Origin of the sequence: Leisingera sp. ANG1 (genome assembly GCF_000203975.2) — a bacterium.
In the GTDB taxonomy this organism is placed as follows: Bacteria; Pseudomonadota; Alphaproteobacteria; order Rhodobacterales; family Rhodobacteraceae; genus Leisingera.
On sequence record NZ_AFCF02000002.1, the window covers coordinates 122,036 to 148,429 of the forward strand.

Annotated in this window: 29 protein-coding genes; 14 read left to right on the forward strand and 15 right to left on the reverse strand. The window is 58.0% G+C overall.

Annotation, left to right across the window (positions count from 1 at the left end):
* Positions 1 to 102 precede the first annotated feature (102 nt).
* The 4 genes from GC1_RS06045 to GC1_RS06060 are packed head-to-tail and all read left to right on the forward strand — an operon-like array spanning position 103 to position 5,021.
* On the forward strand, positions 103 to 1,410 hold the full coding sequence (locus tag GC1_RS06045; RefSeq protein WP_019295239.1) for a flagellar hook protein FlgE: 1,308 nt from the start codon (positions 103 to 105) through the stop codon (positions 1,408 to 1,410).
* Between the two features lie 48 nt (positions 1,411 to 1,458).
* Entirely contained in the window at positions 1,459 to 2,907 is a 1,449-nt protein-coding gene (flgK, locus tag GC1_RS06050; RefSeq protein WP_019295238.1) for a flagellar hook-associated protein FlgK, read from the forward strand.
* A gap of 3 nt (positions 2,908 to 2,910) precedes the next feature.
* Positions 2,911 to 3,918 (forward strand): flagellin, encoded by a 1,008-nt coding sequence (locus GC1_RS06055; RefSeq protein ID WP_019295237.1) that lies wholly within the window; start codon positions 2,911 to 2,913, stop codon positions 3,916 to 3,918.
* Entirely contained in the window at positions 3,915 to 5,021 is a 1,107-nt protein-coding gene (locus GC1_RS06060; RefSeq protein ID WP_019295236.1) for a flagellar basal body P-ring protein FlgI, read from the forward strand. The genes GC1_RS06055 and GC1_RS06060 overlap by 4 nt, the downstream gene beginning before the upstream one ends.
* Positions 5,022 to 5,425: 404 nt before the next feature.
* Here GC1_RS06060 and fliP read toward each other — a convergent pair whose 3' ends face one another.
* Genes fliP through fliF form a run of 4 tightly spaced genes read right to left on the reverse strand, consistent with a single transcriptional unit; the run spans position 5,426 to position 8,730 of the window.
* Positions 5,426 to 6,169 (reverse strand): flagellar type III secretion system pore protein FliP, encoded by a 744-nt coding sequence (fliP, locus tag GC1_RS06065; protein ID WP_019295235.1) that lies wholly within the window; start codon positions 6,167 to 6,169, stop codon positions 5,426 to 5,428.
* Complete coding sequence (locus GC1_RS06070) at positions 6,166 to 6,462, reverse strand: FliM/FliN family flagellar motor switch protein (protein ID WP_019295234.1); 297 nt, start codon at positions 6,460 to 6,462, stop codon at positions 6,166 to 6,168. The genes fliP and GC1_RS06070 overlap by 4 nt, the downstream gene beginning before the upstream one ends.
* Entirely contained in the window at positions 6,455 to 7,054 is a 600-nt protein-coding gene (locus GC1_RS06075; protein WP_019295233.1) for a hypothetical protein, read from the reverse strand. The genes GC1_RS06070 and GC1_RS06075 overlap by 8 nt, the downstream gene beginning before the upstream one ends.
* Positions 7,054 to 8,730: a flagellar basal-body MS-ring/collar protein FliF gene (fliF, locus tag GC1_RS06080; protein WP_029204724.1), complete on the reverse strand. Its 1,677-nt coding sequence runs from the start codon at positions 8,728 to 8,730 to the stop codon at positions 7,054 to 7,056. Before fliF ends, GC1_RS06075 begins: the two co-directional genes overlap by 1 nt.
* A gap of 119 nt (positions 8,731 to 8,849) precedes the next feature.
* Between fliF and GC1_RS06085 the strand changes: the two genes are divergently transcribed.
* From GC1_RS06085 to GC1_RS06125, 9 genes are all read left to right on the forward strand, one after another.
* Positions 8,850 to 9,374 (forward strand): flagellar basal body-associated FliL family protein, encoded by a 525-nt coding sequence (locus GC1_RS06085; protein WP_019295231.1) that lies wholly within the window; start codon positions 8,850 to 8,852, stop codon positions 9,372 to 9,374.
* Positions 9,375 to 9,383: 9 nt separating this feature from the next.
* A complete protein-coding gene (locus GC1_RS06090) occupies positions 9,384 to 9,830 on the forward strand; it encodes a hypothetical protein (RefSeq protein ID WP_019295230.1) in 447 nt (148 codons plus the stop codon).
* Positions 9,830 to 10,444, forward strand: coding sequence for a MotE family protein (locus GC1_RS06095; RefSeq protein ID WP_019295229.1), 615 nt, complete (start codon positions 9,830 to 9,832; stop codon positions 10,442 to 10,444). The genes GC1_RS06090 and GC1_RS06095 overlap by 1 nt, the downstream gene beginning before the upstream one ends.
* A 78-nt stretch (positions 10,445 to 10,522) precedes the next feature.
* Entirely contained in the window at positions 10,523 to 11,392 is an 870-nt protein-coding gene (motA, locus tag GC1_RS06100) for a flagellar motor stator protein MotA (RefSeq protein ID WP_019295228.1), read from the forward strand.
* Positions 11,389 to 13,872 (forward strand): hypothetical protein, encoded by a 2,484-nt coding sequence (locus tag GC1_RS06105; protein WP_019295227.1) that lies wholly within the window; start codon positions 11,389 to 11,391, stop codon positions 13,870 to 13,872. The genes motA and GC1_RS06105 overlap by 4 nt, the downstream gene beginning before the upstream one ends.
* A gap of 493 nt (positions 13,873 to 14,365) precedes the next feature.
* Positions 14,366 to 16,399, forward strand: coding sequence for a flagellar biosynthesis protein FlhA (gene flhA, locus GC1_RS06110; RefSeq protein WP_443136563.1), 2,034 nt, complete (start codon positions 14,366 to 14,368; stop codon positions 16,397 to 16,399).
* Positions 16,396 to 17,175, forward strand: a complete 780-nt coding sequence (locus GC1_RS06115; protein ID WP_019295225.1) for a flagellar biosynthetic protein FliR — start codon at positions 16,396 to 16,398, stop codon at positions 17,173 to 17,175. The genes flhA and GC1_RS06115 overlap by 4 nt, the downstream gene beginning before the upstream one ends.
* Positions 17,172 to 18,263: a flagellar type III secretion system protein FlhB gene (gene flhB, locus GC1_RS06120; protein ID WP_019295224.1), complete on the forward strand. Its 1,092-nt coding sequence runs from the start codon at positions 17,172 to 17,174 to the stop codon at positions 18,261 to 18,263. Before GC1_RS06115 ends, flhB begins: the two co-directional genes overlap by 4 nt.
* On the forward strand, positions 18,260 to 18,658 hold the full coding sequence (locus tag GC1_RS06125) for a hypothetical protein (protein WP_019295223.1): 399 nt from the start codon (positions 18,260 to 18,262) through the stop codon (positions 18,656 to 18,658). Before flhB ends, GC1_RS06125 begins: the two co-directional genes overlap by 4 nt.
* A gap of 75 nt (positions 18,659 to 18,733) precedes the next feature.
* On the opposite strand, the gene GC1_RS06130 is transcribed toward GC1_RS06125, so the two are convergent.
* From GC1_RS06130 to GC1_RS06170, 9 genes are read right to left on the reverse strand one after another with little or no spacing between them, the layout of a single operon-like run.
* Positions 18,734 to 19,231, reverse strand: a complete 498-nt coding sequence (locus GC1_RS06130) for a flagellar basal body-associated FliL family protein (protein ID WP_019295222.1) — start codon at positions 19,229 to 19,231, stop codon at positions 18,734 to 18,736.
* 8 nt (positions 19,232 to 19,239) lie between these two features.
* Positions 19,240 to 19,980 carry a flagellar basal body L-ring protein FlgH gene (gene flgH / locus GC1_RS06135; protein WP_019295221.1) on the reverse strand — a complete coding sequence of 247 codons (741 nt, stop codon included), beginning with the start codon at positions 19,978 to 19,980 and terminating at the stop codon, positions 19,240 to 19,242.
* Positions 19,980 to 20,402: a flagellar basal body P-ring formation chaperone FlgA gene (gene flgA / locus GC1_RS06140; RefSeq protein ID WP_019295220.1), complete on the reverse strand. Its 423-nt coding sequence runs from the start codon at positions 20,400 to 20,402 to the stop codon at positions 19,980 to 19,982. The genes flgH and flgA overlap by 1 nt, the downstream gene beginning before the upstream one ends.
* Entirely contained in the window at positions 20,402 to 21,187 is a 786-nt protein-coding gene (flgG, locus tag GC1_RS06145) for a flagellar basal-body rod protein FlgG (RefSeq protein WP_019295219.1), read from the reverse strand. The genes flgA and flgG overlap by 1 nt, the downstream gene beginning before the upstream one ends.
* Positions 21,188 to 21,197: 10 nt before the next feature.
* Entirely contained in the window at positions 21,198 to 21,914 is a 717-nt protein-coding gene (locus GC1_RS06150; protein ID WP_019295218.1) for a flagellar hook-basal body complex protein, read from the reverse strand.
* Positions 21,914 to 22,186, reverse strand: a complete 273-nt coding sequence (locus GC1_RS06155; protein WP_019295217.1) for a flagellar biosynthetic protein FliQ — start codon at positions 22,184 to 22,186, stop codon at positions 21,914 to 21,916. The genes GC1_RS06150 and GC1_RS06155 overlap by 1 nt, the downstream gene beginning before the upstream one ends.
* Positions 22,187 to 22,189: 3 nt before the next feature.
* Positions 22,190 to 22,492: a flagellar hook-basal body complex protein FliE gene (gene fliE, locus GC1_RS06160; RefSeq protein ID WP_019295216.1), complete on the reverse strand. Its 303-nt coding sequence runs from the start codon at positions 22,490 to 22,492 to the stop codon at positions 22,190 to 22,192.
* A 22-nt stretch (positions 22,493 to 22,514) separates the two neighbouring features.
* Positions 22,515 to 22,907, reverse strand: a complete 393-nt coding sequence (gene flgC / locus GC1_RS06165; RefSeq protein ID WP_019295215.1) for a flagellar basal body rod protein FlgC — start codon at positions 22,905 to 22,907, stop codon at positions 22,515 to 22,517.
* Between the two features lie 12 nt (positions 22,908 to 22,919).
* Positions 22,920 to 23,309 carry a FlgB family protein gene (locus GC1_RS06170; RefSeq protein WP_019295214.1) on the reverse strand — a complete coding sequence of 130 codons (390 nt, stop codon included), beginning with the start codon at positions 23,307 to 23,309 and terminating at the stop codon, positions 22,920 to 22,922.
* An 88-nt stretch (positions 23,310 to 23,397) separates the two neighbouring features.
* Here GC1_RS06170 and GC1_RS06175 point away from each other — a divergent pair, with 88 nt between their 5' ends.
* On the forward strand, positions 23,398 to 24,726 hold the full coding sequence (locus GC1_RS06175) for a FliI/YscN family ATPase (RefSeq protein ID WP_019295213.1): 1,329 nt from the start codon (positions 23,398 to 23,400) through the stop codon (positions 24,724 to 24,726).
* A gap of 799 nt (positions 24,727 to 25,525) precedes the next feature.
* On the opposite strand, the gene flbT is transcribed toward GC1_RS06175, so the two are convergent.
* Positions 25,526 to 25,930: a flagellar biosynthesis repressor FlbT gene (gene flbT / locus GC1_RS06180; protein ID WP_019295212.1), complete on the reverse strand. Its 405-nt coding sequence runs from the start codon at positions 25,928 to 25,930 to the stop codon at positions 25,526 to 25,528.
* 2 nt (positions 25,931 to 25,932) lie between these two features.
* Positions 25,933 to 26,304 carry a flagellar biosynthesis regulator FlaF gene (gene flaF / locus GC1_RS06185; RefSeq protein ID WP_019295211.1) on the reverse strand — a complete coding sequence of 124 codons (372 nt, stop codon included), beginning with the start codon at positions 26,302 to 26,304 and terminating at the stop codon, positions 25,933 to 25,935.
* Positions 26,305 to 26,394 lie beyond the last annotated feature (90 nt).

Here is a 26,394-nt window from a genome sequence, read left to right on the forward strand (position 1 = left end):
GCGGCTGGCAGATGAGTCATTTTTTATCTGTTAGCCGCCCGTTAATGGCTCCTGCGCTAGCTGTTGCATCCAGAATGATTAGATGCAGCAGAAAGGCGTGCTATGACCATTTCTTCGTCGCTGAACGCGGGCGTTTCAGGATTGAGCGCCAACGCCAGCCGGTTGGCTTCCATTTCCGACAACATCGCCAACTCCTCGACCCGCGGCTACAAGCGGGTTGAAACTGACTTCCACTCCATGGTCTTGTCCGGGTCCGGCGGCACCTACTCGGCGGGCGGTGTTCGCACCACTAATGTCCGCCTGATTGATGAGCGCGGCCCGCTGGTCTCGACCAATAATGCCACCGACTTGGCGGTTCGCGGCCGCGGTATGCTGCCTGTAGCCTCGATCACTGAGGTGGAAGCCGGCGGCAGCCCTTCTATGCTGCTAACCTCGACGGGGTCCTTCCGCACCGACTCGAACGGGTATCTCTCGACGGAATCCGGCCTGGTTCTGATGGGGTTCCCGGCGCTGGCGGACGGCACTATCCCTGATGTTGCGCGCGACACCAGTAACTCTCTGGAGCCTGTCCACATCGACCTGAACCGCCTGTCGGCGGAGCCAACAACTGAGATCAGCCTGACCGCAAACCTGCCTGCCTCCGAAACTGATCCGGGTGCAAGCGGCGACCCGGTGGAGCATGTTGTCCAGTACTTTGACAATATGGGCCGGTCGGAGGAACTGGCGATTACTTACACGCCAACGGTCGCAGTGGCGCCTGCAACGACCGGCACCAATGAATGGACGATGCAGATCGTCGATTCGGCAACCGGTGCAACAGTGATCGGCGAATACACACTGACATTTGATGACAGCGCAGCCTCTGCCGGCACGCTGCAAAGCGTGGCCACCACGACCGGCGGCGCCTATGACGCTACGGCCGGCTCAGTCACCATCACCACTGCCAGCGGCCCGGTTGAGATCAACATCGGCGTCATTGGCGAACAAAACGGGATGAGCCAGCTGGGCGACGAGTTTGTTCCAGGCACGACCGTGAAGGACGGCACCGCGGTTGGCTCCTTTGTGTCCGTTGAAATCAACGAATCCGGGGAAGTCATTGCCAAGTATGATTCCGGTGACACCCGAGTTATCTACCAGGTTCCGCTGGCAGATGTGTCGAACCTGAACGGCATGCAGTCTCTGGACTCCCAGACCTACAAGCCGACCGATGACTCCGGGGCGTTCTACCTGTGGGATGCTGGCGATGGCCCAACTGGTGAAATCCTGGGCTATGCCCAAGAGGAATCTGCTGTCGACGTAGCGACCGAGCTGACCGACATGATCCAGACCCAGCGGGCCTATTCGTCCAACGCCAAGGTTATTCAAACCGTTGACGAGATGCTGCAGGAAACCACCAACATCAAGCGCTAACGCGCTTGATGGCCCTCTGACACTGGCTTCATGAAAGCAGGCTGAAAAATGTCAATTTACTCCGCCCTAAACAGTGCGATGAGCGGCCTGTCTGCGGCCAGCCGCTCTTCGCAGATCGTTTCAGAGAACCTCGCCAATGCCTTGACACCGGGGTACACGCGCCGCGTTCTGGATCTTAATAGTCCCGGTTCCGGTGTTCCCGGAGTCCGGATTGGTGACGTCCAGCGTCTAAACGACCCGGTAGTGATTTCAAACCGCAGGGTTGCCGAAGCGGACTTTGGCGCGGCCAAGGTTCAGGCTGATTTTTTTGAACGGATGTCCGATCTGGTTGGTACCGTGGATGACGAGATGTCTCTTGCATCCCAGCTATCTGAGTTTGAGTCTTCCTTGATTGAAGTCGTATCGCGTCCGGATTCACAGCCTCGGCTGAACGATCTTTCGGTAAAGGCGGAGACATTGGCGGATTCGATTTCCCGCACGGCTGAAGGGCTGCGCGGCCTGAGGATAAACGCTGATAGTGCGATCAACAGCCAGGTTGACACGGTGAACCAGGCGTTAAAGGAAATTGAAAAGCTGAATGCCCGCATCATGGTCGTGGAAGCTGGTGGCATGGATGCTGTCTCAATGCACGACCAGCGGGACCAGCTGATCGACCAAGTGAACAAGATCATTCCAGTTAATGTTGTCCGGCGCGATAACGGGCAAGTGACGCTCTACTCTACCGGTGGGGTGATGCTCTTGGATGGCAAAGCGTCCGAGCTGAGCTTTAATCCTTCGCGGGATATCATGCCGCATATGACGCTTGGCAACGGTATGCTGTCCGGTCTTGAGGTCAATGGCAGGCTGATCGATACCAGCCCGGAGGGGTCGCTGCGTGGCGGCACGCTGACCGCGCAGTTCGAGATCCGCGATGTGACCGCCGTGGAGGCCCAGGAAGATCTGGATGCGATGGCCCGAGACCTGATCGAACGGTTTCAGGACCCGGCTTTGGATGGCACAATCGGCGTGACCGATGCCGGCATCTTTACTGACGACGGCGGCGTCTTTGATGCTTCCAATACCGTCGGTATTTCCAACCGGATCGAATTGAATGATCTGGTGTCCCTGACCGGCAGCGCGGAGACATGGCGTTTTCGTGATGGGCTTTATGCGGCGGCGCCTGGCGACCCCGGCGACTCTAGCCTGCTGCAGGCCTATTCCGATGCGCTCAACACCACCCGTACGGTGTCATCGGTTGGTCTCGGAACGTCGGATCTGACGGCAAGTACATTGAGCGCAAATCTGTTATCGCGTTTTGCGCAGGACAACGAAACTGCCGCCCGAGGCTCCGCTTTTGCGGCCACCAGCTTCAACGAGTTGAGCCAGGCGGAACTCGCACTCGGGGTTGATACTGACGCCGAACTTCAGAATCTGCTGCTGGTGGAAAAGTACTACGCTGCCAACGCACGGGTGATCTCCGTTGTCGATGAGCTTATGGAAACACTTCTGAGGATCTGACGCATGATTATTAATTCTTACGGCGATATGGCGCAGCACCTCTTTCTCCGCAGCCGCAACGCTGATCTGAAGGAAAACGTCACAACGCTTTCCGAGGAATTTGCCACAGGTAAAACTTCCAACTTGACCGAACGGCTGGGGGGAGACTTCACTTACCTGGCGGACCTGGAAAGCAATCTGAACCGGCTTGACAGCTACATGGTTACCAACAGCGAAGTGCAGCTGTTTGCCACCACTATCCAGGGCAGCCTTGAAAAGGTGCAAAGCCAAGTTCAGGCCATGCGCAATGATATCCTGACGCTGTCGCCAGCTATGGATGAGTATAACGCCGAACAGTTCGGCAGCCAGGCCAAGCAAAGGATATCCAGCGCCATCAATCTGATGAACACTTCTGTGGGTGGCCGTACCATTTTTGCTGGTACGGCAACGGATACCAAACCGCTCAACAATTCCGGAACCCTGATGGGCGCAGTGCTGACGGAAGTGTCGGGGCTGACAACAGCCAATGACATCATTCAGGCAGTCAAGGATTGGTTTGACGACCCGGCTGGTTTTGACGCGGTGATGTACAATGGTTCGGCAACTCCTTTGCAGCCGGTAACGGTGGGTGAAGGAGAGCAGGTCTCGCTGGGTATCCAGGCCACAGATCCCAGCCTTAAGCACGCGCTGCAAAGTTATGTCATCACGGCACTGGCTGACGAACCCAGCCTCGGCCTGAGCGAGGACGTGAAAATCGATCTGGTCATCGAGGCCAGCAGCGAGCTGACTGAAAGCGAAGACCGGCTGATCAAGGTACAGGCCGATGTCGGCTTTATCGAAGGGCGGCTGGATGCGATCAACACCCGGAACGAGGCTTCGAAGACCAGCCTGAGCATCGTCAAGAACAACCTGGTTTCTGCTGACCCGTATGAGACATATACCCGGCTGCAGGAAGCGCAAACACAGCTTGAGGGGCTCTACACAGTAACCTCGCGCAGTTCCCAACTTTCCCTGCTGAAGTATATCTCATGATCGGAATTCTGCGTCTCCTTATTGCTTGCCTGTTCCTGCTGCCGGCAGTGGCACAGGCAAACACCATACGCCTCAAGGACTTGGTGGAATTTGACGGTGTCCGTGGTAACGATTTGGTCGGCTATGGCTTGGTTGTCGGTTTGGACGGTACCGGTGACGGTTTGCGCAATTCGCCCTTTACCGAAGAAATCATGTCCAACATTCTGGAGCGCCTCGGCGTCAACGTGACTGGCGAGCAATTCCGGCCAAAAAATGTTGCCGCGGTGTTTGTGACTGCAACTTTGCCGCCCTTTGCCCGTGTCGGAAGCACCATTGATGTCACGGTATCCGCTATCGGCGATTCCAAGAGCTTGCTTGGCGGAACACTGATCATGACCCCGCTGAATGCGGCTGACGGGCAAATTTACGCGGTTTCCCAGGGCACGATCCTGGCGGGCGGGGCAGTTGCCGAAGGTGATGCGGCTAGTGTGACCCAAGGGGTGCCGACAGCCGGTGTAATTCCTTCAGGCGCCCGGGTTGAGCGGGAGATTGATTTCGATTTGGCTTCGCTCAGCTCAATGAGGCTGGCACTGCGCGAACCGGATTTTACGACCGCTGGGCGGATCGAGCGGGCAATCAATGCCGAATTTGGCGGTAACGTTGCACTTATGCGTGATTCCGGCACGGTTGAGGTAGATATCCGCCGCACTAATACCCGCTCAACTGCCCACGCAGTGGGGCGGATCGAAAACATCCTTGTCGAGCCGCAGCGCAAAGCGCGCGTCGTTGTGGATCAGCGTTCCGGCACGATCGTGATGGGCAGTGATGTGCGGATCTCTCGTGTGGCCGTAGCCCAGGGGAATCTGACCTTGCGGATCGAGGAAACTCCGCTGGTTGTGCAGCCAAATCCGTTCTCTGACGGCGAGACTGTAGTCGTGCCGCGCACTGGCGCGGCAATTGAGGAAGAGGAAGGCATTCAATTGGCGGAAGTTCCGGAGACTACTTCACTGTCTGAAGTTGTTGCAGGATTGAACGCCTTGGGCGTTTCGCCACGGGACATGATCGATATTCTCAAGAGCCTGAAGGCGGCCGGAGCCCTGCATGCGGAATTCGTGGTTCGCTGACCCAAAGTACTGAAGGTGAAAACTGGCCCGGCCCCTTACAAAAAGGGCCGGATTTTTTTTGTCAGCTGCTGTCGCACGCAGCCGTAGTTGGTGAGGAGACCGGCTGGAAATGGCTAGTTGAACTGTATTGCTCACCGGGACTTCGGGCATGTCGCAGACAGAGTGCAATGCAGGGTTTATCCCAAAGGACGTTGGAGACTGAGTGACGAATCCGGGTTCGCACGTCTGCAACATGCTGGAACTGCTGTGGTAAACTTGCCCGAAGGCTACTGGCTTGGAAGCAGTGTCCCTGGCAAGCAGAGTGTTTACGGGCGTAATAGAAAGCCGCAGGTGCTGCTGCTCCGGCCGTAAAAATCGCCGGGCACTGCAGGTGCCCGGCATTTCCAGTCGTATTTTATTAAGTCTTAGGGGTAATAGCTGCGCACCAGTGCCGTGGCGATCAGGCTCCAGCCATCTGCGACAACGAAGAACGCCAGTTTGAAGGGCAGGGAGACGATGGCAGGAGGAACCATCATCATGCCCATCGACATCAGGATCGCGGCAACGACGAGATCGATGACGAGGAAAGGCAGAAAAACCAGAAAACCGATCTGAAAAGCGCGGGCGATCTCAGACAGCAGGAAACTCGGCACCAGCGCCGAAAGTGGCGCTTCCGGTACCGGGTCAAGGCCCTGGGTTTCCGGCCTGAGATCCGCAATTGCATAGAAAGTATCCGGATCCAGCCGGTTGGCCATGAATGCCCGGAACGGCTCCAGACTGCGGGTAATGGCCTCACCTGGTTCCAGCCGCTCTTCCAGAAGCGGGTTGATTCCGGTGGTCCAGGCTTCAGTGAAGACCGGCTCCATCACGAAATAGGTCAGAAAAAGAGCCAAGCTGATAATCAGCATGTTGGGGGGCGCCTGCTGCAGGCCGATGCCTTGGCGAAGGATCGACAGAACTGTCACCAGGAACGGGAAGCAAGTGATCATGATCAGAAGGCCAGGGGCCAGACTGAGCACCGTAATCAGAAGGATCAGCTGGATTGAGCGGGCGGAGATTGACTGCCCGTCTGCCAGCGAGAGGCTCAATTCTTGAGCCAGGGCGGTGTGCGGCAAGGCCAGCAGAAGCACTGAGACCAGAGCCGCCCGCACAAATGTCGTATGTGTCATCCCAAACCGCTTTGCAGATCGGCAATTTCCGTCAGGCGCACGGCCAACTGGCCTGCTTGGTCACCTTCCAGCTCTTCCAACTGGCCGCGGGCAACCAACCGGTCACCGACATATAGATCCACCGGGTCTTCGACGCGTTTGTCCAAGGTCAGGATGGCATTTTCGCCGAGGCTGACCAGGTCGCGGATCAGCGGCCGGGCCTTGCCGACCGAGACGACCACTTCGACCGGAACTGAAACGAAAGGGTTGCTTGCGTCAGCGGATTTCATGTTGAGATCGGCAGCATCATCCATAGTGGCTGTCCTCATTTGCGTGATAGGTAAAGGCCTCAATCGAGTCCTGGATCGATTCGAGAAGGGCATCGCAGTTGATTTCGCACTCAGCGCTTCCGACTCTCAGATAGGCTTGGCCTGCAGACAGCACGCCGTCCTCCTTTACAGTCACCGGCACCGAGAAATTTTCCGGTAGTAGGCTGCGCACCGCAGCGCTCTCGCCAGGAGCTACCACGATCTGCATCGGCTGGTCTGTCTGGCCCTTGGCCATGCCTGCAAGCTGGTCGACAATGTGGTGCCCGAAAGAGGCCGCCATCGTGTCAGGCAGTACCGCGCTGGTTAGCACCTTAAACATCGGATCCAGCGAATCGAGCAGCTGGTTTTGCGCTTCTTGATAAGTGAAATTGAGGTCTTCCAGCGAGCTGGCCAGTTCGGCAGAAATTCTCGTGTTCTCCTGATCCTTGGCCGTCACCGCGTCATCCCAGCCAGCGCTGTAGCCATTCTCGAAAGACGCGAGTCGCTGTTCCTCGATGAGTTCCTCGGAAATTGCAGGTGCAGCTGGCTCCACCAATGTTTTCATTCCGAAATCTTCAAGCAAGTGTGCAATTGTCATCAGGCCTGCTCCTTATTTTCTTCCAGCCATCCGCGCAGAATCTGAACCGTTTCTTCCTGCCGTTCACCGATTAGGCTGCGCAGGCGATCGACGGGATCATCCGTGCTGCCGCCCAGAGCCGGCAGGCCGACGGCCCCCATCATGTCACCAGTACCCATTGCCGGCAGTCCGCCGAGAGGCTCAAACTGGCCGGTTTCGTTATTCTCAATTTCGCCATCCAAGGCCAAGCCGGCACCCAAGTCTGGCGCGGTCATGAAGCCATCTCCGCCCATTCCGGGAAGGCCAGGCAGGGCATCGGGACCCGCACCAGGGGCAGGAAGTGCTGCTGCCGATGCTCCCTGGTTCGACAGGATCGGCCGAACAACAAAAAGGCCTAGGATCAGGCTAACGATGGCCAGCGCTGCGATTTGAACCAGAGACATGGCGTCAAAGTTGAGCGTGTCCAGGAAAGAAGAGGTCGCCACAACACCCTGCGGTTCCACGGCAGGCAGTTCCATCGACTTGAGGGTGATTACGTCGCCCCGGTTTTCATCGAAACCGACGGCTGCTGAAATCAGCTCCCGCATTGCTGCGAGTTCTTCTTCCGGGCGCGGCTGGAATACTGTTTCCCCTGCGTCGTTAGTGGCGGCGGTGCCATTGATCAGAACGGCAACGGTCAGGCGCTTAATCGCGCCGGGGCCGCGCAGAATTTCTTTTTCAGTTTCCGAGATCTCGTAGTTGATTCGCTCCCGGGTCGCGCTGGTGTTGGCTTTGGATCCCTGGCCCGACGCGGCGTCGCCATCGGGAATATTTGAAGCAACCGTGACTTCCCCGGACTGGTTGGTAGAGGAATCTGCGCGTTCTTCGACATCGGTGCTGACCGCGACACGGCTTTTGGGGTCCACCAGCTTTTCACGGATCGATTCGGTATCGGTGACGGTTTCCACGCTCACCTCGACAACGGCATTGCCCTGGCCAACGCGGGCTTCAACCAGCCTCAAAACCCGCTCGCGAATCGTCTGCGAGCGGTCATCCGTTCCGGCGCCCGCCGCTGCCGTCGCGTCCGTCGAACCGATCAGAGCGCCATTGGCGTCGATCACGGCCACATTGTCCACGGCCAGGCCGGTAACGGCAGACGAAACCAGGAAACGAATTGCATTGGCCTGAGCTGGTGTGATCGGCGACCCCAAGGGCACAATTGATACGGATGCCGTGGGTTCAACAGTGCGCTGAAAGGGGTTCGATCCGGTATTGGCAATATGCACCCGAGCCTGGCTGACATGCGGGCTGGCAACAATGGTACGGGCCAGTTCGCCTTCTTTCGCGCGCCAATATGCTGCATCGAACATCTGAGAGGTTGTGCCGAACCCGCTAAGCGAATCAAGCAGTTCGTAACCTTTGCCACCGTTGGCCGGCAGTCCTTCACTGGCCAGTGTCATGCGAAGTTCGTCGCGTTGCGTGGACGGCACGTAAATAGAGCCGCCGCGCACCTCAAATTGAGTGCCGCGCTGCTCGAGCGACCGCACCACATCTCCGGCCGAGCCGCTTTCCAGCCCGGCGTAGAGCAGTGTCATTGTTGGCTTGCTTGCCACATGGGACATGGCGATGACGCTAAGAATCATGATTACCGTGGCCCCCACGGCAATCAGACGCTTCCGCATGTCCATTTCTGCCCAGACATTCTTGATCTGCTGCACATTAACCTCCGTCGCACCGGCGTTCTCTCCGGCATGCAACCGTTTTGACGGATCGGCCTTAACATTCGGTTAGTTCCTCGCAGGTTATGAAGAGGCTGCACGACGTTTTAGGGATAGCCATGACAGATGCTGCAGTAGATATCGAAGCAGATGCCCCGGCCAAGAAAGGCAAATTGCCCCTCATCATTGGGGCGGTGCTGGCTTTGGCGGGCGCGGGCGGCGGATTCTTTGCCGTTCAGTCAGGCCTTCTTCCCTTTGGTCAGAAAGCGGCACCAGAACCGGTGCACGCGGCCGAAGTGGCGCCAGAAGGCGTGGACACGGGCGAGACGGCGGAGGATATCGCCAATCTCGCCTTTATCGAAATGGACCCGATTGTGATTACCCTGCGCAAAGCCAGCGGTTTGAGGCATTTGAGGTTCCGTGCGCAACTTGAGGTCGGCCTGGCGCACCAGGCTGAGGTCGAAAGAGTCCTCCCGCGGGTTGTCGATGTCCTGAACAGCTACCTGAGAGCACTGGAGCTAGAGGATCTTTCTGATCCGATGGCGCTGCCGAAACTGCGGGCACAGATGCTGCGGCGGATCAATATTGCCACCGGCCAGGGCCGGGTGCGTGATCTGCTGATCATGGATTTCGTACTGAACTAGGAGGACAGGATGGACATTATTGCTGATATCCTGCTTGCAGCCGGAGCGCTGGGTGCCGGATTCTACTGTCTGGTGCTGTCGCGCCGGCTGAAGCGGTTCAATGACCTGGAAAAAGGTGTGGGCGGTGCGGTTGCCGTTCTGTCTGCGCAGGTTGATGACCTGAACAAATCGCTGCAATCGGCCCAGCAGGTGTCGGACGGATCCAGCAAGGCGCTGCAGCAGCTGACGGGCCGAGCCGAATCGGTGGCCCAGCGGTTGGAGCTTATGATGGCTTCCATGCATGACATTCCAGACACAGGCGCTGCACCGGCTGCGGCCGCAACTGCAGCGGAGGACGAGGCGATGGCAACTGCCTATGAAGCTGACCCGCAGCCCGCTGCCGAGACGCAGGAAGAACCCAAATCTTCCGGCTTGATGTTTGTGCGTCACAACCGCAGCCAGAACCGGGTGGCGTGATGGCGAAGGCGGTAAAGAAGACCAAACGCTTCAGGCGCAGCGGAACGCTGATGATGCTGGCACTGCTGCTGATGGGCTCTGCTGTTGTGCGGTTGGGGCTTGAAGCAGGACCGGCTATCGCTCGAGAGGTGGCGAGCCTGAACGAAAGTGGCCAGAAAGAGGCCGCGCACAAAGGTGAGCCGCATCGTGATGCAATGCCTACCTCTGCAGAACTGCAGACCATGCTGGCTGCGTTTCAGCAGAGGGAAGAGGTCTTGGCCGCCCGGGAGGCGGAAATCCAGGACCGGATGAAAGCGCTGGAAATAGCCGATCAGGCAATCGAGAAGAAACTGGCCGCTCTGGAGCAGGCAGAAGAAAACCTGCGCGCCACCTTGGCGCTTGCGGATGGTGCGACAGAGGCGGATGTAACCCGGTTGACCACGGTCTACGAGCAAATGAAGCCTAAAGAAGCATCCGCGTTGTTTGAGGAAATGGACCCGGCCTTTGCGGCTGGTTTCCTGGCCCGGATGCAACCTGAGGCCGCAGCTGGAATCATGGCCGGTCTCAGCCCTGAAGCCGCCTATACTATCAGCGTGGTGCTGGCCGGCCGCAACGGTTCCGTGCCCAAGGAGTAACTTGGGCGCGACGGCTTAGTCTTTCCTTAGGAAGACTCACCTAAACTAATAAAAACCAACGAAATTCGGAGTGGACCTATGATCGGGATTGTAGGCATTGTGGTGATCTTTGCCATGGTGTTCGGCGGATACCTTCTGGCCGGCGGCAAGATGGCGATCATTCTGAAGTCGCTGCCGTTTGAGATGATGATGATTGGCGGTGCCGCGGTCGGGGCGTTCCTGATTGCCAATGACATGGGGGGCGTCAAACACACTCTCAAGGACATCGGCAAGGTGTTCAAAGGCCCCAAATGGAAGCCGGATGACTACCGCGACCTGCTGTGCCTGCTGTTTGCTCTGATCCGCATCGCCCGGGCAAATCCGGTTGAAGTGGAACAGCATATCGAGGACCCGGAGAATTCCTCAGTCTTCAACAAGTACCCCAAGATCCTGGCCGACAAGGAGGCCGTGAACCTGATCTGCGACACAATGCGTTCGGCCTCGATGAATTACGACGATCCGCATCAGGTCGAAGAGGTGCTGGAAAAGCGGATGGAAGCAAATCTGCATCATGCGCTGCACTCAAGCCACGCCTTGCAAACTATGGCTGACGGCCTGCCGGCGCTTGGAATTGTTGCGGCGGTTTTGGGTGTGATCAAGACCATGGGGTCAATTGACCAGCCGCCCGAGGTGCTGGGTAAGCTGATCGGCGGTGCTCTGGTTGGCACGTTCCTTGGGGTTTTCCTGTCTTACGGCCTTGTTGCCCCTTTCGCAGGTAAAGTGAAGGCCGTGGTCGAGGAAGACTCACACTTTTATCAGCTGATCCGAGAGGTTCTGGTTGCCAATCTTCACAACCACGCAGCGGCGATCTGCATTGAGGTCGGCCGTCAGAATACGCCCTCGCATTTCCGGCCCGGCTTCTCGGAACTTGAAGAAGCTCTCAAATCGGTGAAACAGGACGCAGCATGATCTGGCGAGCATTTGCCATTGCAGCCGTTCTTCTGACGGCAGGCACTGCCCAAGCGCAAACAATCGTAACCCGCTCAGGCGAGCACAAGGGGTTCACGCGCCTGGTGATGCGGCTGCCGAACGGCGCGGACTGGTCGCTGACGCAAAGCGGCATGACGGCCACGGTGAATATTGATGCTCCAGAGGCTGTTTTTGACACCTCTCGAGTGTTCAATCTTATTCCCCGCACAAGATTGCAATCTTTAGCTCAAAATGGTCCAGGCAAGCCACTGCGGTTGCAGTTGGGTTGCGATTGCTCTGTTACGTCATACGTTCAAAAAGACGGTTATCTGGTGGTAGATATCCGCGACGGCGGCAAACCGGCGCGAACGCCGCAGTTTCGTTCTGCCGCAGGTGTTTTGCCGCTCACCACTCCGGCACCGCGGTCCGGCTACCGGTTTGGGTTTACCCAATCGGCTGCTGCGGATGCACGTCTGGCGCTGGAACTAGCGGCGGCGGTAGCCAGGAAACAGGACGGAGTACAATTGGCTCCGCCGCAAAATGGATCTGCTCCGGAAGTTTCGGGGTCGGCCTCTACCACTGCACTGGCGCCCGGTGCCGGGCAAATGGATGTGGAACTGCCTTTGTACGGCGGTCAAGCACCCGTAGAAGAAGCAGATGCAGAATCAGATGCCGTAGTTGAGGCTGAAACGGTTCCTGCCGGTCTCCCCGAAACCGCCTTGCTGCTGGACATGGAGGAGTCGGAACGCGCCGCTGTTGTGGGCAAATCCGAACAACGCTTGTTGCAACAGATTGGCCGGGCGGCCAATCAAGGTCTGCTGACAGTAGCGGTAGATGAGCTTTCGGTTGCGGTCACGTCTTCCGGGCTAGACCCGCTCAGCGGTGCTGACCGGCCGCTCAATCCGCTTGACCACATTTCCGTAACCTCGGCAATTGACCGAGAAACCGGACTGATCGCAGCTCTGTCTGATGCCAGCAACGAGGCGTCACACTGCCTCAAGAATCAGGATGTTGCCATCCAGACTTGGGGTAATGAAAGTCCCTTTGCGGACCAACTCTCGCCGTTGCGCAGTGCTCTTGTCCAGGAATTCGATGATGTAAATCCGGCAAGCGTTCATGCACTTGCCAGGCTCTATCTGTTTTTCAGCTTCGGGGCCGAGGCCCGTTTGATCATGACCATCCTGCCCCCTGAACAGCAGGAAAGCTCTGAAGTGTCTGTACTGAACACCATGGCGAAGCTGATGGATGGCATCGCGTTGCCGGTTAATCATGTGTTTTCCGGCCAGCAGGGTTGTGAAGGGGACAGCGCCTTGTGGGGGGCCTTGGCTGACGGCGCGGTCAAGAAAAGCGCCAATACCGACGCCATTCAGCAAGCGTTCTCCAAACTGCCGATCCATCTTCGTGTGCATCTGGGGCCGCGGCTCAGCAAGATGTTTGCCGAAGCTGGGAACCACCACATCGCTGAAGCAGTGCTGCGGGCGGTTGACCGGACAGGTGTTGAAGAGGTTCCGGAGATCAATCTGGCTGAAGCGGCGATTGCAGAGCTGGAAGGCGACAGCGAGAAGATGGCTGAGGAACTGACCAGCGAAGTGGCCGAGAGGACAGGCAACGCCCCGGAAGCTCTCATTGACTTGGTGGCGCTGAGCGTAAAGGAGCGGAAAGCTCTTTCACCCGATGTACCGGACCTGATCGCCTCTTATGAGCTCGAACACCGCGAAACGGAGCTTGGTGCGGAACTGCGCCGCTCTCTGGTATCCTCCCTGGCATTGATGGGGCAGTTCCACGAAGCCTTCCAGGAACTGCAAGGGGTGTCCGAGAGGGACGGGCCAAATGCGCGCGCAGCGGCGCTAGAGCCGTTGATGCTGTTGCTGGCTGAACGTGCGGATGATGTGACATTCCTGCAGTACTCTCTGGTTTTTGCTAAGCAGGCAACACCAGCTGAGGCTGCGCCAGTGGCTGCTCAGGTGTCACGCCGGCTTCTTGATCTTGGCTTTGCGCAACAGGCACAGGAGCTTCTTACGAAGCTTGCTCTGGAGCCGGAAAATGAAACCCGCCGCCTGCTGATGGCGGAGGCCGCATTGGTGCTGGAAAAACCGCATCGGGCGCTTGTTGAACTGATGGGGTTGGAAGGGTCGGCCGCCAATCATATGCGGGCTCAAGCCTTGTGGCGGAACGGTGAATACGGCCGAGCCGGTGAGTACCTGCTGGCCGAAGAGGAAGCCGACGCGGCTGCCCGCGGTTTCTGGCATTCAGAAAACCTGAGCGCCATTGAAACCATCGAAGAAGAATCTGCTGTGCCGTTTGGGGCCGTTGCATCTGTCACAACACAGATCGGAGAGACTGCACAGGATCCTGTCGGTTTGACGCCGCTGGCTCACGCTAGGGCACTGGTAGAAAGCAGCGAAGGCACGCGCGGGGGCATTGCGGACCTGCTGGACCAAGTCGGTACAGGTCTGGAGAAACCAACTGACAATCAGTGATCTGAGCAGATTTGATGGATTTCGGCGGCCGTCTCACCCAGGGGCGGCCGCTGACAATTCTGCTAACACTTTGTCAACTGGTGGCCGGTAACGTCACAAGCGGGTGAATCCTGACTTGGAACGGGCAGAATGCCAGACAACAAAAATATTAGTTGCCCGCATGGGCCGATTCCGCGCGCAGCAGGCGCAGCCACCGGCTTAGCGTGCACGCATGTGCAAACTCTCTACACAGCAATTCTGCAGAACTCCTGGTTGGCTGCCTGGGCTGTATTTGCCGCTCGCCTATTGCCGCAGTCAGCCAACAGCATTTTTCCTGTGCTTGTGCTGAGAGCGTTTCTGGGAGGTTTTGACGATACGCCGTCCGTCCGGCCGGCCAGAACGCGAAACCACGCCTTCACCCGATCCAGTAGGACAAAATTGCGGGGCGTGACCATTGCCTAAATTGACTACAGAACAACTTTTCAGCCCAACGGTCCTCCTGGCGCTGGCGCTGATGGCGATCATTGTGATGATGATCCTCCCTATGCCGGCCTGGGTGCTGGACGTGGGTCTGGCGGCATCCTTTGCACTGGCAATTTTGATTTTCACCATCACACTGTTCATCGAGCGGCCTTTGGATTTTTCTTCGTTTCCGACGATCCTGCTGGCTTCTCTGATGCTTCGGTTGTCGTTGAATGTGTCTTCAACCAAGCTGATCATTGGCCAGGGGCACTCGGGGACTGATGCGGCAGGCAACGTTATCGAAGGCTTCGCACAGTTTGTCATGGGCGGAAGTGTTTTCCTCGGTCTTGTGGTGTTTGGCGTATTGCTGATCGTTAACTTCATGGTGATCACCAAGGGTGCGGCGCGGATGGCCGAAGTGGGCGCCCGCTTTGCTCTGGACGGGATGCCGGGTAAGCAATTGGCGATTGATGCTGACATGTCGGCGGGGGCAATCGACCACCAGACTGCCAAGGAGCGCCGAGAGCGCGATCAGCAGGAAACCACGTTCTTCGGCTCGCTGGACGGTGCCTCGAAGTTCGTCAAGGGTGATGCAGTTGCCGGTCTGCTGATCACTCTGCTGAACCTTGTGATGGGGTTGATCATGGGCGTTCTGGTCCATGGCATGCCGGTCGGCAGCGCGTTTGAGACTTACGCCATTCTGACCGTGGGCGACGGTTTGGTGTCGCAGATCCCGTCAGTGATCATCTCCATCGCCGCTGCCCTTCTGTTGGCTCGCGGCGGCACAACCGGCGCCACCGACATCGCACTTTTCGATCAGTTCGGCCGCCACCCAGCCGCGCTGACCACTGTTGCGGTTTTGATGGGTCTGTTTGCACTGGTTCCCGGTTTGCCGTTTCTGCCTTTCGTGACAGGCGGTGGCGTATTGGGTTTCATCGCGTTCCGAATGGCCAAGAAAAAGATGAATGATGCCGAGGCTGAGATCGAGGAGAAGATCGAAGAAGCCTCTGATCCTGCGGCATCGCGGCCGCTCGGTGATATTCTGGACCTGGACGACCTTCACCTGGAGTTCTCGCCTGATCTTGTGAGCATGGTTTTGGATGCAGGCACTGGGCTGGACGCACGGATCGCCAATATGCGGTCCCATATCGCCACAACTTTTGGCCTTATCCTTCCAGAAATCCGGCTTACGGATCAGCATGAACTGGAAAGGGGCACATATGTGATCAAAGTTCAGGGTGTTGAACAGGTGCGCGGCACGCTGCATCCAGACATGGTTCTGGCACTGATGCCAGACAACCACGAAGCACTGCCGCCCGGAACTGACGTGACTGAGCCGGTTTACGGCGCGCCGGCCCGTTGGATCTCTTCTAAGTCGCAGGAACAGGCGGCGCTGGCCGGCGCCACAGTTGTCACCCCGCCGGAAATCCTGGCCACTCATCTGCTGGAGATTATCAAGCAGAACTTCTCCCGCCTGTTGACGCTCAAGTCACTGCGCCGCCTGCTCGACGAGATGACGCAGTTGTCCGATGGCTTCCGGGCAGAGGCGAACCGCAAACTTCTGGATGCTCTGGTGCCGGAAAAGGTGCCGATGGATACACTGCATGCGGTGTTGCGGCTGCTGCTCGAGGAGCGGGTTTCGATCCGCAATATGCCGTTGATCCTTGAATCGATTGCCGAGGCGCGGATGCACACCACACAGCCGGAACTGATCTGCGAGCATGTGCGCCAGCGTCTGGGGTTCCAGCTGGTTGCAGAAATGAAGCGCGAGGACGGCACCATTCCATTGATCCAGCTGGCGCCGGAGTGGGAAGACAAGTTTTCGACTTACCAAGTGGACGCGCAGGGTGCGGGGCTGGATATCGCCTTGCCGCCTGACTTGTTCAACCTGCTTGCCGATGGGCTGAGCGACAAGCTGGGCTCAATCACCGATCAGGGGATTTTTGCTGCGGTTGTGACTTCTACACGCCGCCGCCGGTACCTGAAGACGATTCTGAAATCGCGTGGAATCACCAACCCAGTTCTGTCGTTCGAGGAAATCGGTCTCGAGGCGCGGCCGGCTTTGGTTGGGATGGTCCAGGCATGAACATGAACTTTCTGCCACCAGAGCTGGTACTGCTGCTGGGGGCAGGATTCTGGCATGCTGCCATAGTCTTCCTACGGGTTTCTGCTATGGTTTCGGTATTGCCTGCGATGGGGGAACTTTATGTTCCCACCCGCGTGAAACTGGCGATCGCGGTTGCCTTTACATTTGTGGTTGCCCCGGCATTGCCGCCCTTCCCCGAACCGGATGGGGTCATGGGATATGCCCGGTTTGCGGTAACCGAAGCGATCATCGGCCTGGCTCTTGGCATCGGCGCTCGGATTTTTGTTCTGGCCCTGCAAACCGCTGGGACTATGGCGGCGCAAAGTACCTCCTTGTCGCAGGTTTTGGGAGGAATCGGAGCTGAACCGATGCCGGCGCTTGGGGCTGTTCTAATGATCTCCGGCGTGACCCTGGCAGTGATGCTGGGACTGCATGTCCGGGTGGCAGAGTTGCTGATCGGATCCTACCGGATGTTTCCCGCCGGCCAGTTTCCTGCCGCAGCTGGACTGACGGAATGGGGCGTGTTTCGGGTGTCGGAGAGCTTTTCGATGGCCTTCACGCTGGCAGCTCCGTTCGTCATCACCGCGGTCATCTACAACTTGGCGCTTGGGGTGATTAACCGGGCAATGCCGCAGCTGATGGTCGCCATGGTCGGCGCACCGGTCATCACCTTCTTTGGATTGTTCATCCTGATGGTCGGCAGTCCGATGATTCTGGATGTCTGGTCCCGGGCCTTGATGACTTTTCTGGCAAATCCAGCAGCAGGAATGCCATGAGCGGCCAGGACGACGATTCTGACAAGTCATTCGAGCCGACGGAGCAGAAGCTCCGGAAGGCCCGGGAGAAGGGCGAAGTTGCCAAATCCACCGACCTGTCTGTGGCCGCGGCTTACCTTGGGCTAATCGTAGCATTTTATGCGGCCGGAAGCAGTAGTGTTGAAGGGACCGGTACCGCTCTGATGGCTTTTCTGGACCAGCCCGACAGACTGGCGCCGCTGTTCTTTGATGGCGGGTCCGCGGCGGCACCAGTGGGGGGCTTTGCCAGCAGCGTGCTGCGGCCAATTCTGCCGTGGTTCCTAGTGCCATTTGCTCTTGTTCTTCTGTCGATCGTCGGTCAGCGCGCCTTGGTTTTTGCGCCCAGTAAGCTGGAGCCGAAACTGTCGCGTGTCTCAATTATTTCCAATGCCAAGAACAAATTCGGCAGGTCGGGCCTGTTCGAATTCCTGAAAAGCTTTCTGAAGCTGATGCTCTATTCGATATGCTTGGGTGTCTATTTAAGCCATCGGCTGCCTGACATGATTTCGTCGTCTGGCACCGGGCCGCAATCGGTCGTGCTGATGCTGTCGCAACTGGCGTTGGAGTTTCTGTTCCTTGCACTGGTGATCTCTTTGGCGATCGGAGTTGTGGATGCTGTCTTCCAGCATGCTGAACACCGCCGTAAAAACATGATGTCGCGCAAGGAAATCCAGGACGAAATGAAGGATGCCGAAGGGGATCCCCATATGAAAGGCAAGCGGCGTCAGCGTGGCCAGGAGATCGCGTTGGGCCAGATGATGGCCGAGGTGCCGAATGCGGATGTGGTGATCGTCAACCCAACCCATTACGCAGTTGCCCTGAAATGGAGCAGAGAGAAGGGTGCCGCGCCGGTTTGTATAGCCAAAGGGGTTGATGAAGTTGCCGCAGCAATCCGGCGCGTGGCCAATGAAAATGCCGTCCCGATCCACAGCGACCCGCCAACCGCCCGTGCGTTGCATGCCACAATCGAAATTGGCGACGAAATCCTGGAAGAACACTATGCGCCAGTGGCTGCGGCAATCCGTTTTGCCGAGGAAATGCGTAAGCGCGCCAAAGGAAAAATCACATGAAGCAAAAGATGCTCGACCAAATGGCGGCAGTGACTGCTGCGCAGTACATGCAGGAGCATGCCAAAATCCAGCCGGCACTTGCGCGTGAAGCAGAACTGCGCGGCCAGCTGGCCAAGCTCAATGAACAAGTGCAGGCCACCCGGGAACAAGCAGATGGCGACCACGCTATGAAAGCTATGGGTGCGGATCTTCTTTGGCAGGGTTGGCATACACGCACACGGCGCCAGCTGAACATGGATCTTGCTAAGGCTACCGCGCAAAAACTGCGGATGATGGATCAGTTGCGCAAGGCATTCGGGCGGAAGCATGCTGTTGAAACTATGGCCGCCGCAGAGCGTAAACGCCAAAAGACCGCGCAGAACAAGGCCTTTATGGACAAACTTCTGGAAGGTTGAAGCGTGCGGTTTCGGGCAGACGGAAAAGGCCGGTCCCTATGGACCGGCCTTCGTGCTTAACACGTTCCTGCCTGGTCAGACGTCCTGACGGGATATCTCCATGATCAGCACATCATAAATTCCCTTACCGACATGCTTCTGTGCGGCTTCGCGCAGGGCGGTGCGCAGCGGCTCCAGCACGTCCGAACGGGTGAAGGCGCCACGGAAGCCGCCCATATTCGCATGATCGAACAATACTTGCAGGAAGACATCGCGCAGCTTGGGCTCATAGGCACGCACCTTCTCGCTGGTTCCCTTTGCAGTTTCCAGGCTTAGGGAAATGACCACCAGTGAAGTCAGCTGGTCGCGATCAACAACCGGCACCACGAACTGGTTGTTGATCTTGATGTATTCGCGCAGGTCCTCTTCGCTTTCTTCAGAGGAATCCTCGGCAACCGCTGCGGGGACATGGCTTGGGTCCGTTCCGGACGCGGCGTGGTTTTCCTCAGGTGCTGGCGCCAGCATGATGCCGGCGCCGATGCCGCCCCCGGTTCCCAGGATCAGCAGAATGACTGGCAGGAGTTTCGAAAGCATGGCAATCCTCAGAACGGCAGGACAACATCAAGCAGCTGCTGGCCGTAGCGTGGCTGCTGCACATCGGTGATTTGACCGCGGCCGCCATAGGACACACGGGCAGAAGCGATCTTGTCATACGTAATTTCGTTTTGGCGGCTGATATCCTGAGGCCGGACATAACCCGTAACCAGAAGCTCGCGCAGTTCGAAATTCACGCGCAGTTCCTGGGTGCCGCTGATTGCCAGCACCCCGTTGGGCAGCACGTCGACAACTGTTGCTGCGACCCGCAACTCCAGCTTCTCACTGCGCTTGACAGATCCCTTACCGCCGGAGGCGCTGGAGCTGCCAAGTTCTACTGCGTCAGCGGAGGAGGCGCCTTCCGGCAGTTTCCGGTCAAGCCGTTGCGGCAGACCCAGAAGCTGCGGCATGTTCAGGGTCTCGGAACCCGAGCGCGACCTCTGGGTGTCGTTTGAAATTTCCGCCTCTTCGTCGATTTCGATCACCACCGTCAGGATGTCGCCGCGCTTGATGGCGCGGCGGTCGCCGAGCAGCGACTGCTGAGAGCCGCTCCAAAGCGAGGAGCCATCGACGGTGCGCCGTGTCTGGGTTTGCGTCGGCAGGCCTTGGTAAAGCATAGCAACATGCTCAGGCGATTCATTGGCTGGGGTGAAGGACGGCGCCTTGCCCAGATGATCCATCCGGCCGCAGGCCCCAAGAAGGGCCAGTCCAAAGAGAAGCGGTTTTACGGGGGAGAATTTCTTAGACATCAGTTTACCTCTACGGAGCCGTCGTTGGTGATCCGCCCGGTGACGGTTGTGCGGGAAGAAAGGTTCATGACCCGGAGAGCTTCGCCTGCAGCGCCGCGGCCTAAGGCACGGCCCTCGGCTGCGATGGTCAGACCGCCCTGGCGGAATATCAAAGTCACAAGGTCATTACGTTCGACAATGGCAGGCGGGCCGATATCGCCCGGCCGCATAGGCCTGCCTGCATAAAGCGCCACGCGTGCTTCCATGCCGATCACGTCTGAAGGATCTGATAGCGCGCCAAGAATTTCGCCCTTTTTCAGAGCCAGATCCTCTGCGTTCACGATAGCTTTTGCCCGGATTGTGCGCAGCGGAACCAAGTACTCCGCCCAAGCAGGCGGGGTACAAAGCGCAGCGGCAGTCAGGCAGGCAAGGGCAAGTTTCATCAGCGCACCTGTGTGGTTGCACCCATCATCTGGTCGACAGCCGAGATGACCTTGGCATTCATTTCGTAGCCGCGCTGGGCTTCGATCAGCTCGGTGACTTCACGCACCGCATCAACCGAGCTGGCTTCCAGGTAACCCTGGCGGAAAGTGCCCAGTCCGTCCTCGCCCGCCGTGGAAACCGCCGCATTTCCGGAAGCCTCTGTCTCGGTGAACAGGTTGCTGCCGATTGCCTCAAGCCCTTTGGGATTGGTGAAACTGGCCAGGGACAGCTGGCCCAAAAGCTGGCCTTCGGTGGTTTCGTTGAAATACCCGTAGACTTCGCCCTCGGCATTAATCGAGATGCTGGTGGCGTCGTCGGGGATGGTGATTTCAGGCGAAACCGCAAACCCGTCCGAAGTCACAATCAGCCCTTCTGCCGTGCGTTTCAGCGCGCCATCGCGTGTATAGGCGCTTTGGCCGGACGGCAGGGTCACCTCCAGGTACCCTTTGCCGTCGATGGCGACATCCAGGTCGTTGTTGGTCTGTTGCAGCGCGCCCTGTGCCAGATGCACCGAGACGGCAGCCGCACGCACACCGAGCCCCACCTGGACGCCGGTTGGCAGCACCGTGCCGTCGGAAGCATTCACGGTACCAGCCCGCGAAATCTGCTGATAATGCAGGTCGGCAAATTCGGCGCGCCGTGCGTTGTAGGCGGTGGTGTTCATGTTGGCGAGGTTGTTGGAGATGGTCTCCACCCGCAGCTGCTGGGCGCTCATGCCGGTCGCGGCGATCTTCAGGGCACGCATCTGGATTCTCCTAGGTCTTGATCAAGTTCTTGATGGCGTTGCGGATGCGCTCGTCTTCCGATTGGAGGAAGCTCTGGCCCATTTCATAGGCGCGCTGCACTTCGATCATCCGGGTCACCTCGGATATCGCGTTCACGTTGGAGCCTTCGAGGAAGCCTTGCAGGACTTTTGCGTCCAATGTTTCTTCAATTTCCCCATCGACGCGGAACATTACCCCGTCCTCACGCACCAGCGTGTGGCTCTCCACAGGCTTGAAAAGCCCCAGCTGCCCTAGCAACCGTCCGTTTGCGCTGATGGAGCCATCAGCACCCACTTCAATCTTGCCTGCGTCCGGCGGGACAAAGACTGGCGCGCGGCCAGCATCCAGGACCCGGAAACCATCCATGGTCACAAGATCGCCTGCGGCATTAGGAGAGAATGCACCGGAGCGGGTCAACCGCTCACCCTGGGGTGTTTCGACCATGAAGAAGCCGTCACCCTCAACTGCGAAATCAAAGTTTCCGCCGGTTTCTGTGAGCTGACCCTGCTCCATGGAAGTGTTGAAAATGTTCGCACGCGACATCGACAGTGATTGCTGCCCCTGAGAGGACTGCACGAATTCTGAGAAGATCAGCCCTTCCTGCCGGTAACCTGTTGTCGCTGAGTTGGCGATGTTGTTTGCAATGACACGCATTTCGCGCATCAGCCCCGACTGGCGGGAAAGTGTAGCGTAGCCTGCAGTTTCCATTACGAGCCTCCCGCAATCATCGGAATGACGTGGCCATTAAAAAAGGCCACCAGTGTTTGTGTCATGAAGCCCATGGTCATCCAGAACACGACTATGATTGCTGTCAGCTTGGGCACGAATGTCAGGGTCATCTCCTGCACCGAGGTCAGCGCCTGGAACAGGCCGATGGACAGGCCGACAACCAGGGCGACAACCAGAATCGGAGTCGACATGGTGACAGCCGCCCACATGGCCTGGCGCAGGGTGTCATAGAAGAGGCTCTCGCTCATCATGGCTCAGACCGGCATCCTCAGGATTTCCTGGTAGGCCTCTACAACCTTGTTGCGCACGGTGACGGCGGTCTCGACCGCCAGCTCGGTTTGGGCGAGTGCCTGCACCAGTGCATGCGGGTCAGCCTGAGAGGTCATTGCTTGCACGGAAACCTGCTCGCTGCTCTGAAGGGTTGCTGCGAAGCTCTCGAAGCTTTCTTTCAGACGTGCGCCTGCCCCCGCGCCAGCGGCGTCATGATTGGGGTCGACTTTGGTGGCGGGCCGGGCGGCGGCATAGCCGCTGGCGGCGGAAAGACTGCGAATATCCATTCTGGATCTCCAAAAATTTCAGTTATCGTCTCAAAAGGTCCATCAAGGAGGCCGACATCGAGCGGGTCTGCTCGAACATTTTCAGGTTGGCCTCGTAGCTGCGCTGTGCTTCGCGGGCATCGGCGATCTCGATCATCAGATCGACATTCGAGCCCTCATAATGCCCGCTTTCATCCGCCAGCGGATGGGAGGGGTCATAGACCTCCTCCAGGTCCCGCCGGTCCAGGGTGACCTTGCCGGTGCGCACATGCTCCACGTCCGTTTGCAGCTCGCGCACGGCTTCAAATGGTACGGTTTTGCGGCGGTAGCCCGGGGTGTCGGCGTTGGAAATGTTCTCGGACACGTGCCGCAGCCGCGAAGCCTGGGCCTTGAGGCCGCTGGCAGTGACGGAAAGGGCTCTGGAAAACTCACTCATCGCTTATCCTCCTCAGTTCTTGCCCAGGCTGGCGCGCAGGATGTTCATGGAGGATTTGTAGATCGCCATGGCGCGCTTGTGCTGGCGGGCGACCTCCACCCCTTTCAGGAGTTCGGTTTCGACAGAAACGGAATTGTCATTGGGATCGCTGCCGGCATCAGTTGAGGTGACAGCCCAGTCCATGCCGCTGCCAGCGGTGCCATTCAGATGGCTGCCGCGGGACGCGATCATGCTGGCCGGGCGGGCACCGGCAGCGAAGACTTCTTTGAAGGGTTTGATATCCTTGGCGTGGTAACCCGGTGTATCGGCATTGGCGATATTCTGGGAAACCAGAGCCTGGCGTTTGCCGGCATGGGTCGCCATGGAATAGGCGATTTTGAATACGTTCAATTCTGTGAACACCAGGGCTTCTCCCTTGATCTATTTCAATCAAGGCTTAACCCCGATTCCTTTAGAAATTGTTTTCAGGACACCAAGGGAGGCCGCTGCGATGAAAGCAGAGCTGCAAGCACTGACCCGTCAAATTGCCGGAAAACGCCTGGTAACCCAAGTCGGCCGGGTGACAGGGATCTCGGGCGGGGAAATCGAAATCAGCGGCCTGGCTGCAGCGGCGCGAATCGGTGATCGGCTGGTGCTGCGCCGTGGGCCGCAGGACGCGTTGCATGGCGAAGTCCTGAAGATTAATGGTAGCAATATCAGTATGTTGCCTGACCGGTCTCCGGATGGTGCTGCGATCGGGGATCCGGTTTTGCTGCACCCGTCACCGGAGTTTTCCCCCAGCGACCATTGGATCGGCCGCGTTATTGATCCGTTTGGCGAGCCGCTGGATGGCCGCCCAATGCTGCCGGGCAGCACACCGCGCGATCTGATGGCACCGCCCCCCAAGGCTGCAGGCCGCCGGTCCATGGGTGAGCGGCTGGCCACCGGGCAGGCAGTCCTGAACACGATTCTCCCGATTGTGCGCGGGCAGAGGGTTGGTCTTTTTGCCGGCTCCGGGGTCGGGAAGTCTTCGCTTCTGGCAAAACTGGCGCAAAGCATGGAAGCCGATGTGGTGGTAATGGCACTGATTGGCGAGCGCGGGCGAGAGGTGAATCACTTTGTCGAACAGGTGCTGGGGCCTGAGGGCATGCGCCGGGCCGTTGTGGTGGCTGCGACGTCCGACCAGTCCGCACTGGTACGCCGCCGGTGTGCCTGGGCGGCCATGACGGTGGCAGAACACTTCCGCGATCAAGGCAAAAACGTGCTTTTCCTGGCTGACTCCGTCACCCGTTTTGCTGAGGCGCACCGGGAAATCTCCGCGGCCTCCGGCGAGGCACCTGCGTTGCGCGGATACCCGCCTTCAGTGACACCTCTGATTACCGGGCTGTGCGAACGGGCCGGGCCTGGGGGCGAAGGGCAGGGCGATATCACAGCCGTTTTCAGTGTTCTTGTCGCCGGATCCGATATGGATGAACCGATTGCGGATATTCTGCGCGGTGTTCTGGATGGGCACATTGTCCTGAACCGCGAAATCGCCGAACGCGGCCGGTTTCCCGCGATCGACGTTTCACGTTCGGTGTCACGCAGTCTGCCTGCGGCTGCCTCTGCTGATGAAAACGAGGCGATCAAAGATGTGCGAAAATACCTGGGCGCTTATGAGCAGTCAGAGGTGATGATCAGGGCTGGGCTGTACGCCGAAGGCAATGACGCAGTGCTGGATCAGGCAGTAAAATTGTGGCCAGAACTGGATGCGTTCTTCGGACGTGAGGACCCGGAGGGCATTACCAGCAGTTTCAATCGCCTGCTCCTGATGTTGCGCCGGGCCAAGGCTGGGCGTTGAAACCAATTACGAAGATACGATGAGGTGGAATCCGCAAAGGTAGCAAGCTGATGCCTTAGCCGCGCTGTTCTGCCCGTGTTCGGCTGCCTAACAGGGTTGCTTCAGCAAAACTCATTAAGCCGCTTGGCTGTGCGGGGCTCCTTTCTGCAAAAGGGCAGTGCCATCCAGCTAGTCCGCTGCCCGTGGATTAAGGACAAAGGTTTCCGTAAGCAGGAGACATAACCCGCTGTCTGTTTATTGCCGTCTGCGGATCTTCTGGGCAAGGTTGACGAGGACAGGTTGCTGGCCTCAACGAGTATGCAGTCAAGCTGCGGTGCGCCGGTTTGTAAACACCGGAGGTGTCTCTGGAGCATCAATAGATTGCGATTTTGTACTGCTGAAGGAGAATGTTTCCATCATTTCCGGTAAGTTTGGCCGTTGTCGCTTGATGACAGTAGGCCGCCGCAGCAGACGGTCACTCGGCTGGCAATCACTTGTTTTCAAGCTGATACTTAACTTCAGGAGTTAAGTTTTGCGCCTTATTCTTATCAAGAAGTCTCTCTTGCGAATGGGATAACTTGCAACCTGGCCACAGCAAGTGTTTCGGCAGAGAAAAGAACTTTCTGAATACTCTGTTTCACGCGGGTTTTTACCGGCTTTGTCGTGAAAACGAGGATGTTCAGCGGGGTGTGAGGATACCGGAAGCTCGAGCAGGCGCTTTCGGCACAGCCTAAACCCGAACGACGGCAGGAAAGCAGTCATGGCGTTCATTAGGCAAGTTCAGCCCGCCTTTGCCTCGATAGGCCAGGCGGGCGGACGATTATGATGGCCGGACCGCAAACAACCGGTCTTCCCGCGGCAGCAATGTGCGCAAAGCTTTCAGACAGCGGTAGTGGTTGTTGCTGATCAGGGCATCGGTTGCCTCAGCAATTGATGACCGGCTGTCCGGGTCGGTAAAAACCTGACTCAGTTCCTCGATCCGGCGCAACATCGGCAGGCGTTCCTCTTCGGGATCCGCATCACCTGACAGGATCAGTTGTGCTGCATAGCATACGCGGCGCACCGGAGTGTTGGCTTCTTCCGGATGAATTGCGTCGCGCAAACGCAGGATGTTGGCATCCGGTGTTACAATGGACAGGCGGCTGCGGCGGTCGCCGTTTTCAATTACCGCGCCATTCACAAGGACACGCTCCTTGGGGGCAAGTTTCAGGACAAGTCCGCTCATTTTCAGGATGCTCCGCTGCGGAGGCCACGCATGATGGCCGTATTGATTTCCACCAGCGGCCGGACATCGGCCTTGCGCTGAAGCACTTTGGTGGTGTGTTGTCTTGTGAATTCTCCCAGCTCGAACAAGTTCTGCTTGAGATCATCGGGCAGAGGATTGCCTTTCGAAGCGATGTCGACAGTGAAAATGGACCAAAGCTTCCGGTTGTCATTCAAGGCTGTTGCGAGTTCATTGAAGCCGCCACGGCCCTTTTGCGTCGCCGTGATCATCCTGCGGGTAATGCGGGCAATCACTTCATATTCGAAATTCTTTGCTGTCCGGGTCGGGGTCTTTGCCGCCGAATAGGCACTCTTCGCCTTCAGAAGGGCATTCACGTGTTTTCCTAACGTATTATTCTTCAGGTTCTCTGAGAGGGGAAGACCGGGGCGCCATCAGCGCCCCGGTAAGGGCTGTTAACGGAACAG